A 13,523-nucleotide genomic window follows, 5' to 3' on the forward strand; every position below is an offset into this window, starting at 1 on the left:
CTTATGAGATATATTATTTATGGAATTTCATTTTTAACATTATTTCTGTCGTGTAAAAATGTAAACTTAAAAACAACAACAACAAATATTGAAATAAGAGTTTTCAATTTCTCTACAAATAGCGACAGATATGAACTATTTAATTCAGAAATGATAGAAAATGAGAAAAATAATGAACATTATTATGTTTATAAATTCGACAGACATATTGATACTTTACGATATTTTGATAATAACGTTTATTTTAATTCTCAAATTTTAAAAAAAATTGATACTCAAGAATTAGTTGATAATGGAAAACCTTTAACTATTTCGAAATATTATTTCGAAAATAAAAAAAATTACAAAGGTGACCGCTATATCTTTATTTGTAATGAAGAAGGCATAGTTTTTATTGAATCACTTAATTCAGGTACTATGATTGAATTTGATGTCAAAAAATTTAGTAAAATTCATAAAAAAATTGCATTAAAAAAAGTAGGTTTTAAAGATGGTCCTTTTGAATTGCAATATGCGAAAAGGAATTATAAAGATTTTAAATACAATTAGAAATAAAGGCTACTCATTATGAGGATATAAGATAGATAATCTACAGGTTAAAAAAAGCTTACAATAAAAGAGGGATATACATTTTAAATGATCAATATTACTTAAATAGCTCCACTTTTATAGTTGGAACTAATACAATTAAGATAGAGGATAATGCTATATAGAGACCGAAGGGGAGTAAATATAAACCAAGTATTCTGATATTGAAGCTCCTTTTATAATTAGCAAAAATAAAAATAGTGATACTATTTTTATTCAAAAAGATGGAAATACAATTTCATTGCTGATATTAAAATAAAAACTTATTGTGAGATATAAATTCTAGAATACGTGACAATATGACGCAAAAAGAACAAATATTCTAAAATTTATCAACAAAATTTAGATATAAGACCGACGGAGCGGTGACGGAAGAGTGACGGAGCGGTGACGGAGAAACAAACTAACGAACGTACAATGTCAAAATGTCAAAAATCAAGCACTAAAAGCTTTAAAAAAAGGCAATAAGATTGATAGCGGTTATAGGATATTTTTAATAAATTTCACTTTCCACTCCACACATTCAGATACCGCTCGGCAATTTTTACATAATCATGTTCCTTTTCAATAAAAGCTCTGGCACGTTTGCCTATTGCAGTTATTTCTTCGGGATTTTCGATTAAATACGATAATTCAGCAACGAGATACTCTACATCCGGAAGTGCATTTACGCAGACTCTTTCGGTAAGGTGGTAATAGTTTGTAAATTCAGTTTCCGCCCCTGTGAAAACGACTTTTCCTTTTGCCATCGCTTCCAGGGCATTGTATCCCTGATCGTACGAGTACACCTGATCTAATACAATTTGAGCATGATTGTAAAGTGTGATGTATTGTTTATAAGGAGCGTTTTCAGTTTTGATGATACCGATTTTGTTACCATATTTTTGCAGAATAATTTTAAGAGCTTCTTCGAAAAAAGGAGTTCCTTTTTTTATGCTGCTTGTATTATTTACGCCTAAAAAAATGATGACTTTTTGGGTGCTATCCAATGCTTCAAAAGCAATTTTAGCGGTATTTACCGGATTCGGAATTAAGGTTTTTTCCGGCAATGGAATTTTATAATCCAAATCAGAAACTATGGTTTTGGAAACGCTTTCGCTTACGAAATCATAGAGATCGCGATACTTTTTCTTACTGTATTTTAGTGAAAAACGATAATAAGAAGCAAGTTTTCTGTCTTGTAGCAAAGGTGTCAAAATAGAATATGGTAAAGAATCTTTTAGCATGAAATCTATTATGGGCGTGTCTTCACCGCAAACGAGCAGAAAACTTTTTTTATTCTGACGGAAGAGTTTTTTTAATAAAAATTTAGAAAAAAAAGGGTAGGTTTCAATTGCGTTGGAATTGATCAACTGAACGACATCATAGTCTTTTAATCGGGGTAAAAACAACCAGAAACGAATTCCTTTTTCAGCCAGTGGCAAATCTAGTTTGAAAAGGCGGAACAGGATTTTGTTTAAAAATACTAAGAGTTTATTCTCCATAAAATACTTGGGGAAAATAGAATAATCCACGGGAAATTGCTTAAAACTATCCCCTGTCGCGATAATGGTGACTTCATGCTGCAGGACTTCCAATCCTTCTTTTAAAGAATTATGCAGCCTGCTATATTCTCCTACCAATAGTATTCTCATTTGTGCCGGAAATATTTATATTTACGTAAATATATATGAAAATGTCAAATGTCTTTTCTGAAAATGACTTCGAAATTTTAATTGCTACCAAAGATAGGAGCAATTTTGATTTTTTGGTACCTATGTTTCCGTTTGAGCATTTTTCAGGTTTCAATATTTTGATTGTAAATCAATCCCAAAATCATGTTTTAGTATCTGGTTTTGATTCCGTTAGGGTGATTAATAGTACTGAAACAGGTCTGTCTAAAAGCAGGAACAAAGCCATTCAGAATGCCTCAAAAAAAATCTGTTTAATCACCGATGATGATGTTGTTTTTGCAGAAAACTTCAGAAACCATATTCTTTTAGCTTTCCAAAATCAGGAGAAAGCAGACATCATTACCTTTAATCATCAGCGGATTGGTGTTTTGCAGCCGCAGAAAAAATGGAATTCAGCCTTTAAACATAATTCAAAAACCATCTGGAATGTAAGTTCCATTGAAATTGCATTTAAAGTAGCAGAGATTAAAAAAAAGAATATCGCTTTTGATACCAATTTTGGACTTGGCTCCTTTTTTGAAACTGCCGAAGAATTTTTATTTTTAAAAACAGCCTTAAATCAAAGCGGGAACGTTTATTTTAGCCCGGAAATTATAGTTTCGCATCCTAAATTTTCATCGGGAAAAGACGAAGGTTCTGATACTTTAATTTATTCGAGAGCGGCTTTGTTTTATAAACTGTACGGAAGCTTTGCTTTTGTGTGGCTGGCCAAATATGTCTTTTTTTTGATTAGAAAAAAGTACATTCGCTTTTCTGAAGCTGAAGAAAAATATAAAAGCGGTTTAGCAGGAATCGCAAAATTCAGAGAAATAACGCAACATAAACTATGACTACAAATACTGATATTCAGTTAATCGAAATTCCAAAAATTCAGGACAGACGCGGCAATCTTTCAGTTATAGAAGGAGATACCATTCCGTTTGCCTCAAAACGGGTGTATTATTTGTATGATGTTCCCAGCGGAAGCAAACGCGGTGGGCACGCCCATAAAAAACAGCAGGAATTTTTAATCGCTTTAAGCGGAAGTTTTGACGTGGTTTTGAAAGACGGAAAAACATCACAGACCGTAACACTCAACAGGCCTAATTTAGGTTTGTTAATTGTGGACGGAATATGGCGGGAATTGCGTAATTTTTCTTCCGGGGCAGTTTGTCTGGTTTTGGCTTCGGACGAATTTGACGAAGAAGACTACATCAGGGAATATAAAAATTTCAAACTATTTAAAAACCGATGAGCCTAGACCCAGGTCAGCCATTTTTAATTTTAGCTGAATCAAAAGCCATAATAAAGAGGAGGGAAGGCTTAGTAAAAATCTTTTTTTGAAACCTATTTTCCTTAAATCAATTCCAGCATAAAAGTGAGTAAAAAGGGCTTTGTTGCCGGTTAATTTGCTTTTTATGGCGAGCGAGAACCGATTTAAATCTAAATAAGACTTCAGTTCAGCATTGGTTTTTTCAAGTGCTGTAAATTTCGAAAAATCCATTTTTGCATGCAGTAAAGTATCGTTTTTAGACAAGCTGTTGTTGTCATAGACATAACGCGCCAGGATTTTCCAGGAAAACAAAACAGGATAAACCAATCCGATTCTGATCCAGAGATCGGTATCCTGACCGCTTTTTATTTTGGGGTCAAAAACTCCGATTTCGTCAAAAATGCTTTTGTGAAATACGGCGCAGGAAGTACAAATAATGGGTTCTTTTATACTGGCGCGAAAGTAATTTACAAGTTCGGAACTGCCTGATTTGGGTATCGAATATTGAGCAGGAAATACTTTTTTTGAAGTTTCAATTTCAATGGCGGCACTAAAAACTTTTTGTTCCGGATACTGCCTGATTTGTTCAAACATTACCTGCAGAAACTCAGGATACCAGTAATCGTCAGCATCAAGAAAAGTGATGTGTTGTGCGCTGGCTTTTTCGATACCGAAATTTCTTGCCAGTGAAACGCCTTCATTCTTTTTGGAATAATACTGAATTCGGGGATCTTTAAACTGAAGTGCTTTTGCCTCACTTTTATCCGTTGATCCGTCATTCACCAGGATCACTTCATAATCCTGAAAACTCTGGTCCAGCACACTTTGTATCGTGTTTTCGATAAAGTTTTCTTTGTTGTATAGCGGAATAATGATAGAAAAAAACGGCATTGTTTTTAAGGTTTAACGGGTTGAAATATAGCCTTTTTGTTCTTTCTCAAGTTGGCATAAATAGCACAATCGGTACAAGTCAAAAATAAACAAAAAAGGACGGTTCCCACCTAAATTTTTCAGAAACAGAGAAGCTGTTATTTTATGAAAAAAAGCAACCGCTGACAATAAATGGATCTTATGAATTTTCAATAACAATCTGGAGAGCCGGACATAATCGGGAGGCAGTAACTGAGTGTCAATTAAGTGTTTTAAAGCATGCAGCGATTCATTTTCTTTGCGAATGGCCACTTCAAAATCATCCATTCCATAATGATAAACGGGATTGTTAATATGCTTTATTTGAATGTTTTCTTTCTTTAAACTATAAGAGAATAAAGTGTCTTCATGTCTTAAATTCGGAATGGTTTCATTAAACGAAACTTTCTCAAAAATCGATTTATGAATTATAAAATTAAGGCTCAAAGAACTCAGGTAAGGATTCTTTTGTCTTATTCTATAGTCCAGCGCTTCTCTGTTTTTTCCGTAAAGCCATCGAAACAGCTTGCTTTTTTCTGGTTTTTCATCAGGGTATACTAGACCGCCATTTACCAATTTTACGTCATTGTCGAGGTGATTTATGTAGTTTGAAATGAAGTCTTTATTTTTAGGAAAAACATCAGCATCCAGAAAAAGTAACCAGTTATAATTTGCTCTTCCGGCCAGTAGGTTTCTAATCTTGCTTCTTCCGATATTGTTGCTCAGTATTTCGTAATAGCAATATTCCAGCGTATTTATTTTTTCATTCTCAGCAGCTGCAATTGTCGAAGCATCATCCATTGCAATAATTTCAAATGCAATCCCTAAACCTGCACATTGTTTGTGTAATTCTAAAACAAGCGGATAAATAGTATAATTGTATGTCGGGATAAGAATGGAGAGCATTAATAGCAATTTTTAGTAATATATTTGCAACGTAACAGAAGATTCAAAAGTATGGAATTTATAAATAGAATTGCACTTGCTGAAATTATTTATAATAAAATCAACGATAACAAAATGCTTTTAGCCAGACAGTTTGCCGCGTCAAAAAACGCAATTGGCTACCTTTTTATCGATGATTTACTTCCTGAAGCAATAGCTGTTAGTCTATACAATGTTTTCCCGAAGAAAGAAGAGATGGTTTTAAAGAAAAGCATCAAGGAAGATAAGTACGTAGCAGTTCAAATGAACCTTTATAATCCTGTATTGGAAGAGATTATTTATGCCTTTCAGGATCCTAAAATTGTTGATTTAATTGGAGAGATCTGCCAGATAGAAGCGCCAATTCCGGATGATTTTTTGTATGCAGGCGGGCTTTCGATGATGGGAAACAAACAGTTTTTAAACCCACATTTAGATAATTCACACGATAAAGACAGGGAGTGTTGGCGTGTCCTCAATTTATTGTATTACGTTACTCCGGATTGGAAAGAGGAATATGGAGGAAATCTTGAATTGTGGCCCGAAGGTTTGCAAAACAAACCAGTAACAATCCATAGTAAATTCAACCGACTGGCCATTATGGTGACGCACAATCAGTCGTTGCATTCGGTATCGCCAATCGTTTTTGACGGATTCAGATGTTGTATCTCCAATTATTACTTTTCAAAAGTACCGGTTTATGCAACAGATAAATTTCACGTTACTTCCTTCAGAGGAAGACCTGAACATAAATTTACGGATGCAATTTTAAAAATAGATACTTTCCTTAGAATGAATTTGAGAAAGTTGTTTAAAAAGGGAATTCGTGAAAACCCACATGTTTATAAAAAATAATCGGGTTTTACACGCTGCGTTGCACCACTTCAAAAATTCTTTCGTCTTCACATTTTAAAGTTTTAGACGGGAATTTCATCAATAAAGCATAATCGTGAGTGGCCATGATGACCGTTTTACCGTTGGCGTTGATTTTTTTCAATACCTCCAATACTTCAGAACTCGTTTGCGGATCAAGGTTTCCGGTTGGTTCATCAGCCAGGATGAATTCAGGATCGTTTAGCAGTGCTCTTGCAATGGCTACACGTTGCTGTTCTCCTCCTGAAAGCTGGTGCGGCATTTTGTTTACAAATTCTTTCATGCCGACCTTATCCAGAACTTCATCGATTTTGTGTTCCATGGCGTCTTTTTCATGCCATCCGGTTGCTTTTAGTACAAAAAGCATATTGTCTTTTACAGAACGGTCCGGGAGTAATTTAAAATCCTGGAATACGATTCCAATTTTACGTCTCAAAAACGGAATTTCACTTTCTTTTAAAGTCGCCAGATCAAATTCAACGATATGGCCTTCTCCTTCACTTAAAGGCAAATCACCGTACAACGTTTTCATGAAACTACTTTTTCCGGAACCGGTTTTCCCGATGATGTAGATGAACTCACCATGCTGAACATCTAAATTAATATGAGATAAAATTTTTCTTCCTTCCTGATATATAGTGACTTCTTTAAGAGACAGTACGATTTGTGACATAATAAATTGATTTGAATGGTAAAAGTAATAAGATAACGGATGGATTCAAAATAAATTTCAATCATTTCTGAAGAAAACCTATAATGGAAAGAAATAAAAAGTCAGACACTGTAAGCGATATAAGTTCATTTTAGGAAAATGTTGCTGAACGTTTTTGGTATTGAATTCTAAATTAAGAAGTACGTTATAAAAGCATTAAGCCTGTGAAAAATTGGAACGGATAAGTACTGTGAGTACATTTCGGAAAATGATGGATAAAGTTTTTATTTATAAAAATTATATACTCCCAATCTCATGGAGCGCTTTGTTAAATAGGCTAACGTATAATAACTTACACTACTTATAGGGTTTAAATGTAGGCTTGCAGAAGCTGTCAGATATAAGTTTTTAAAATGTTTTTTTATAATAAAAGACGGAAACGTTTCGTTATAAACGGTATTAAATGATAAATTTGAATACTAAATAAAAATAAAATGCGTAAACTTTTCTGGTTCTTTTTATTACCAATTGTCCTTTTTTCGACCCTGGTATCAGCACAAAAATCAGCTATATATACCTACGATTTAAAGGATTTTGACAAAGCACTTGCTTTATACAATGACAAACAATACGCTTCGGCACAACATATTTTTGAATATGTAAAGAATAGTGCAACGACAGAAGAAGTTCAGTCCGATTGTGCCTATTACATTGCCAATTGCGCCATCAGGACCAATCAGGCCAATGCTGATGCGCTGATGGAAAAGTTTGTAACCGACTATCCGACAAGTACAAAACAAAATCAGGCTTATGTAGAAGTAGCTCATTTTTTCTTCGAACAGGGCAATTATCCGAAAGCTTTGCAGTGGTTTGATAAGGTAGATGAAAGCTATATGAGCAAGTCTGACCTGGATAAATTCAACTTTCAGAAAGGATACAGTTATTTTAATGCTAAAAATAAAAAAGAAGCAACCACCTATTTCAATAAGGTCGTTAATTCTCCCGAGTTTGGTTCTCAGGCCAAATATTACCTAGGGTTTATGGCATATGAAGGAGACGATTACAAAGAAGCGACCAAGTATTTTGATGAAGTTTCAGGCGAAGAAAAATACAAGGAAAAGCTGTCGTACTACCAGGCCGATATGAACTTCAAATTAGGAAATTTCCAAAAAGCGATTGATTTGGGACAAAAGGCAATGGGTAAATCGAATGCCCTTGAGCAATCGGAATTGAATAAAATTATTGGGGAAAGTTATTTCAATTTAAAACAATACGACAAAGCGATTCCGTTTTTACAGGAATACAAAGGAAGAAAAGGAAAATGGAATAACACCGATTTTTACCAGTTGGGGTATGCTTATTATGAGCAGAAAAACTACGAAAGTGCGATTTCCCAATTCAATAAAATTATTGAAGGTAAAGATTTCGTAGCTCAAAATGCCTACTATCACTTAGGTTTAAGTTACCTGAATACCGGAAAAAAACAAGAAGCACTGAACGCATTTAAAAATGCTTCTGAAATGGATTTCAATACGCAAATTCAGGAAGACGCCGCTTTAAATTATGCTAAGCTGAGTTATGAAATCGGAAATGCGTACCAGACCGTTCCAGGAATTCTGCTTGATTTCTTAAAAAAATACCCAAACAATTCCAGTAGATCAGAAGTAGAAAAACTACTGGTGGATTCGTATATATCTTCTAAAAATTACAAGGAAGCTTTAGTTTTACTGGAGAAAAACCGAACTCCTGAAAATAAATTAGCGTACCAGAAAGTTCTTTTTTACAGAGGTGTGGAATTGTACAATGAAGCTAATTATGCCGAAGCACTAAAAATGTTCAATAATGCGGTAAAAGAACAAAAGAATCCTGACTTTACGGCCAGGGCTACCTTCTGGAAAGCAGAATCAGAATATGTTACCGATGATTTTAAGGCTGCTTTATTGAGTTACAAGCAATTTGCGGGACTGGCTGCCGCAAAAACAACTGACGAATACAAAAACATCAATTACAATATTGCCTACACGTATTTTAAACTGAAAGAATACGATCAGGCCGGTACTTATTTTCAGGCGCAAATTGATAATTCGAAAGAAGATAAAGTACGTTTAAATGATTCGTACTTACGTTTGGGCGATTGCCGATTCGTGAGTGCTAAATATGGCCCTGCAATGGAAGCATACGCAAAAGCCATGGAAGCCAAAGGGGTTGACGCAGATTATGCGCAATATCAGAAAGCACTTTCGTACGGTTTTATGTCTAAAAATGATAAAAAAATTGAAGAGCTGAACAATTTTTTGCTGATGTATAAAAAATCATCCTACAGGGACGACGCTTTGTATGAATTAGGAAATACTTACGTTGCCCAGAAAAAGAACGATTTGGCTATTAAAACATACGACCAGTTGATTGCTGAATACAAAAACGGAGCCTTTACCTCAAAATCAATCCTGAAACAAGGGTTGGTATACTATAATACCGATCGTGATAATGAAGCTTTAGTAAAATTTAAAAAAGTTGCAGCTGAGTTTCCAAAAACACCGGAAGCCTTAGAAGCAGTTTCTACAGCGAGATTAATCTACGTTGATTCCGGAAAAGTAGACGAATATGCCACCTGGGTCCGTACGTTGGATTTTGTCGCGGTTACAGATGCAGAACTGGATAACGATACGTATGAAGGAGCCTTTAAGCAATACAGTCAGAATAACAGCAAAGTAGCTATTACGGGTTTTGCAGGTTACATCAGCAAATTCCCGACCGGAATTCATGCGTTGGAGGCCAACTATTATTTAGCACAATTGTATTATGCAGAAGGTTCGGAAACGAAATCGGTTGCTAACTATCAATACGTAACGGATCAGCCGAGAAATGAATTTACGGAGCAATCCTTAAACAGAGTGGCCCAGATTTTCCTGAAAGCAAAGGATTGTGATAAATCGATTCCGGTATTAGTTCGTTTAGATAATGAAGCCGATGTTGCCCAGAATCAAAACTTCGCACAGGCCAATCTGATGAAGTGTTACTACGATAAAAAGGACTATACAAATGCAGTAGTTTATGCTGACAAAGTATTGCAAAATCCAAAAGCAGATGCAAACGTAAAAGCAGATGCTCAGATTATCGTAGCCCGCGCCGCAATGCAGACTGGTGATGAAGATAAAGCCAAAGCAGCCTATGCTAAATTGTCAACCACATCAAAAGGAGAACTGGCCGCGGAGGCCTTGTATTACGATGCGTATTTTAAAACAAAAGAAGGCAAATTTGAGGCTTCAAATATAGCAGTGCAGAAGTTAGCGAAGAGTTATTCGGCTTATAAATATTACGGTGCGAAAAGTCTGGTGCTGATGGCCAGAAATTTCTACGGACTGAAAGACAGCTATCAGGCCACGTATATTTTAGATAATGTCATCAACAATTTTACCGATTATCCCGATGTAGTGGAAGAAGCGAAAAGAGAACTGAGCGCTATTAAACTGGAAGAGTCTAAAACGAATTCGTCGATTACTAAGTAAGAATATAGAGAAAAGAATATAGAGAAAAGAATATAGAGAAAAGAATATAGAGTCAAGAGCAAAGAGCAAAGAGAATAGATGATAATTATAAATTTTAGAAAAATCTTGATTCTATGTTCTTTTCTCTATGCTCTTAAAAAAAACAGAAAAAATGACTTTACCCTTTTATATCATTGATGTCTTTGCTGAAAATAAATATGCCGGGAATCAACTGGCGGTTTTTTTAGAAGCAGAAAATCTAAGTTCGGAAGAAATGCAGAGGATCGCCAAAGAAATCAATTTTGCCGAGAGCACTTTTATTACAAAGCTGGATTTTGAAAATAATAGAGCGGAGATCAGAATTTTTACGCCGGCAAGCGAAATGAAATTTGCAGGGCATCCCATTATCGGAACTTCATGGGTGCTGATCCATAAAATATTCAAAAATGAACCTGATGCCATTACACTGAAAGTTCCCATTGGAGATATTGCGATTCATAAAACAGAAGATTTAATTTGGTTACAAGCGGCTCAGCCGGAGTTTTTAAATGTTTTCGATAAGGCAGACTTTTTATCCTTCAGTACTTTGAAAAGTACAGATTTTGAGGATCAGTATCCTATTCAGGAAGTGACCACGGGAAGTGCTTTTGTGATCGTTCCGCTTAAAGATAAAAAAGATTTGGAGGCATTGCTTTTAGACAAAGACAAAACCAATGAGTGGCTGATGAAGAATTGCAAAACAAATCACAGGGCCTTATATTTTTATTGCCTGGAAGATTCCAAAATAATAAGCAGAATGCTCTGTGTAGAGCATAATCAACTGGTAGAAGATGCGGCAACGGGAAGCGCAAGTACCTGTTTACAGGCCTTTCTTTTGAAATATCATTCGGATAAAATAGAGACTATAAATCATCAGGGCGATTATATAAACCGACCGTCCCGAATTTATTTTAAAGGAGAATTGACAGAGAATGAGTATACGATACAAATTGGAGGAAAATCTCAATTTGTTGCCAAAGGAGATTGGGAAGTATGATAATTAGATGATTAGATAATTAGAAAATTAGAAAATTAGATAATGTAATAGCTAATTGTAAAATGTAAGCTGTAAAAAGATATTTCACGTTTTACCAATTAGATTTTACAAAATAAAATAATATGAAAATGAATTTCAATAATAAAACGATCCTTTTGATTTTGCTGTTTGTTGTTCAGCTTTCCTTTTCGCAGACGAAAGAAGAAAGTATCGGAACCGAAACGGTAAATGTGGTAAAGCCCTATTCGCCGACAGTATCAGATGCTTTTAAGGTAAAAGAAACCCCTTCGCTTGACGATGCGGGAAACCAGCCCAAAGAAACGATTAAATACAGTATTTTGTCTGTTCCGGTGGCTTCCACTTTTACGCCTTCAAAAGGAAAAGCAGAAGGCGTAGAGAAGTCTAAACAGGAACGTTTGTTTAGCAATTATGCCACTGTAGGAGTAGGGAATTATTCCACTTTAAACGCTGAATTATTTGTAACACAGGATTTAGGAAATAACGATTACCTTTCCGGCATGTTCCGTCATCATTCGTCTCAGGGCGGGATAAAGGACGCAGAACTGAATGACGAATTCTATGATACCGCTTTAAATATTGGTTATGGCGCCAACAATCGTGATATGTCCTGGGCCGTCGATTTAGGGTATCAAAATCAGATCTACAACTGGTACGGTTTGCCTGCTGCCTTTGGTTCGGCTTTGCTTCCCGGCGAGCGTTTGGAGCTGGTTGATAAAATTAATCCGAATCACTCGTACAACACGATCTCTTTAGGAGGAAATATCGATTTTACAGAAGGCGTTTTCAATAAAATAACCACCCGATTTACACATTTCTCGGATAGTTTTTCTTCTTCCGAAAACAGGTTTTACCTAAAACCATCGTTTAAAGTGGATATAATGGACCAGTCTATCAATACCAATATTATTGTAGATCATGTGAGCGGAAGTTTCGAAAATAATTATGCGAATGATAATACGGAGCCTTTAAAATACAGCCTGACTAATTTTGGAATTGAGCCTAGTTTTGTAATTCTTGAAAACGACTGGACATTAGAGTTAGGTGCCGGATTGTTTTACGGTCTGGACTCTGAAAACAGCGGGAATAAATTTTATATTTATCCAAAAGTAAATGCTTCTTATAAATTAGTAGGTGACCTTATGATTTTTTATGCGGGTGCAAATGGTAGCCTGAATCAGAACTCCTACGCTGATTTTGTAACCGAAAATCCGTTTTTGTCTCCAACGCTTAACATGAGACCTACTAGTAATCAATACACTGTTTTTGCAGGATTGAAAGGGAAACTGGCCAATAATATCAATTATAACGTAACAGGTTCTTATCTGAATGAAAAGAATAAAGCATTGTTTAAAAGCAATGATTACACAGAAGACCTTGCAAATGAAAATTACGCCTACGGAAACTCTTTCGGAGTGGTGTATCAGGACGTCAGAACATTTCGTTTTTACGGCGAACTAAAAGCTGATTTTTCTGAAAATGTTACTTTTGGAATCAACGGAACTTTTAACAGCTACAAAAATGACGGTGCTTTAGAAGCCTGGAATTTACCAACAATCAAATTAAGTTCAAACCTGGATGTCAATATCACCAAACAATGGTACGCCGGACTAAATGTTTTTTATGTGGGAGAACGTAAGGATATGCAATCGAATTTAGATTTTGCCACAGATCCTGTTATGGTAACTTTAAAAAGCTATTTTGATGCCAATGCGCATTTAGGATACAAATATAGCGAACGTCTGACTTTCTTCTTAAAACTCAACAATATCGGAAATCAGGCTTACGAAAAATGGCTGAATTATCCTGTACAGGGATTTCAGGTCTTAGGCGGCGCCAATTACAAATTCGATTTTTAATTTTTTTTACCGCAAAGGGCGCTAAGTTTTACGCAGGGTTCGCTAAGTCTTTACAGAGATTTAGCGAACTTTGCTTTTATAGTTAGCCACGAATGACACGAATTTTCACGAATTAAATCCTTATAAATTAATTGAAGTAGGATAATCCTTTTAATCAGTGAAAAAAAATTAGTGCAAATTTGTGTAATTCGTGGCTGAAAAAAGAAGAACCTTTGCATCTTTGTACCTTAGAACCTCAGTACCTTTAAAAA

11 protein-coding genes are annotated in these 13,523 nt (G+C 35.2%); 7 read left to right on the forward strand and 4 right to left on the reverse strand.

From position 1 onward, the window contains the following. Window positions 1-3: 3 nt before the first annotated feature. The gene (locus GJU43_RS12355) at window positions 4-549 is read left to right on the forward strand and encodes a hypothetical protein (protein ID WP_154341063.1); all 546 of its coding nucleotides are present in this window, start codon (window positions 4-6) and stop codon (window positions 547-549) included. Between the two features lie 542 nt (window positions 550-1,091). On the opposite strand, the gene GJU43_RS12360 is transcribed toward GJU43_RS12355, so the two are convergent. Continuing rightward, window positions 1,092-2,222: a glycosyltransferase gene (locus GJU43_RS12360; protein WP_154341064.1), complete on the reverse strand. Its 1,131-nt coding sequence runs from the start codon at window positions 2,220-2,222 to the stop codon at window positions 1,092-1,094. Window positions 2,223-2,263: 41 nt separating this feature from the next. On the opposite strand from GJU43_RS12360, the gene GJU43_RS12365 reads away from it, so the two are divergent. After that, complete coding sequence (locus GJU43_RS12365; protein WP_195760041.1) at window positions 2,264-3,091, forward strand: glycosyltransferase family 2 protein; 828 nt, start codon at window positions 2,264-2,266, stop codon at window positions 3,089-3,091. Then, the gene (locus GJU43_RS12370) at window positions 3,088-3,495 is read left to right on the forward strand and encodes an FdtA/QdtA family cupin domain-containing protein (protein ID WP_154341066.1); all 408 of its coding nucleotides are present in this window, start codon (window positions 3,088-3,090) and stop codon (window positions 3,493-3,495) included. Before GJU43_RS12365 ends, GJU43_RS12370 begins: the two co-directional genes overlap by 4 nt. Here the strand turns inward: GJU43_RS12370 and GJU43_RS12375 are convergent. Together GJU43_RS12375 and GJU43_RS12380 are read right to left on the reverse strand one after the other, a co-directional pair. Then, window positions 3,478-4,404 carry a glycosyltransferase family 2 protein gene (locus tag GJU43_RS12375; protein WP_154341067.1) on the reverse strand — a complete coding sequence of 309 codons (927 nt, stop codon included), beginning with the start codon at window positions 4,402-4,404 and terminating at the stop codon, window positions 3,478-3,480. The genes GJU43_RS12370 and GJU43_RS12375 overlap by 18 nt on opposite strands. A gap of 12 nt (window positions 4,405-4,416) precedes the next feature. Beyond that, window positions 4,417-5,328, reverse strand: a complete 912-nt coding sequence (locus GJU43_RS12380; RefSeq protein WP_154341068.1) for a glycosyltransferase — start codon at window positions 5,326-5,328, stop codon at window positions 4,417-4,419. Between the two features lie 51 nt (window positions 5,329-5,379). Between GJU43_RS12380 and GJU43_RS12385 the strand changes: the two genes are divergently transcribed. Beyond that, window positions 5,380-6,201: a 2OG-Fe(II) oxygenase gene (locus GJU43_RS12385; protein WP_154341069.1), complete on the forward strand. Its 822-nt coding sequence runs from the start codon at window positions 5,380-5,382 to the stop codon at window positions 6,199-6,201. Between the two features lie 7 nt (window positions 6,202-6,208). Here GJU43_RS12385 and GJU43_RS12390 read toward each other — a convergent pair whose 3' ends face one another. Beyond that, window positions 6,209-6,892: a cell division ATP-binding protein FtsE gene (locus GJU43_RS12390; RefSeq protein ID WP_127336939.1), complete on the reverse strand. Its 684-nt coding sequence runs from the start codon at window positions 6,890-6,892 to the stop codon at window positions 6,209-6,211. Between the two features lie 473 nt (window positions 6,893-7,365). Between GJU43_RS12390 and GJU43_RS12395 the strand changes: the two genes are divergently transcribed. From GJU43_RS12395 to GJU43_RS12405, 3 genes are all read left to right on the forward strand, one after another. Beyond that, window positions 7,366-10,380 carry a tetratricopeptide repeat protein gene (locus GJU43_RS12395; RefSeq protein ID WP_154341070.1) on the forward strand — a complete coding sequence of 1,005 codons (3,015 nt, stop codon included), beginning with the start codon at window positions 7,366-7,368 and terminating at the stop codon, window positions 10,378-10,380. Between the two features lie 151 nt (window positions 10,381-10,531). Next, entirely contained in the window at window positions 10,532-11,395 is an 864-nt protein-coding gene (locus GJU43_RS12400; RefSeq protein WP_154341071.1) for a PhzF family phenazine biosynthesis protein, read from the forward strand. 122 nt (window positions 11,396-11,517) lie between these two features. After that, entirely contained in the window at window positions 11,518-13,272 is a 1,755-nt protein-coding gene (locus tag GJU43_RS12405; protein WP_154341072.1) for a TonB-dependent receptor, read from the forward strand. Window positions 13,273-13,523: the final 251 nt, after the last annotated feature.

The organism is Flavobacterium sp. LC2016-23 (assembly GCF_009674775.1).
Lineage (GTDB): Bacteria > Bacteroidota > Bacteroidia > Flavobacteriales > Flavobacteriaceae > Flavobacterium.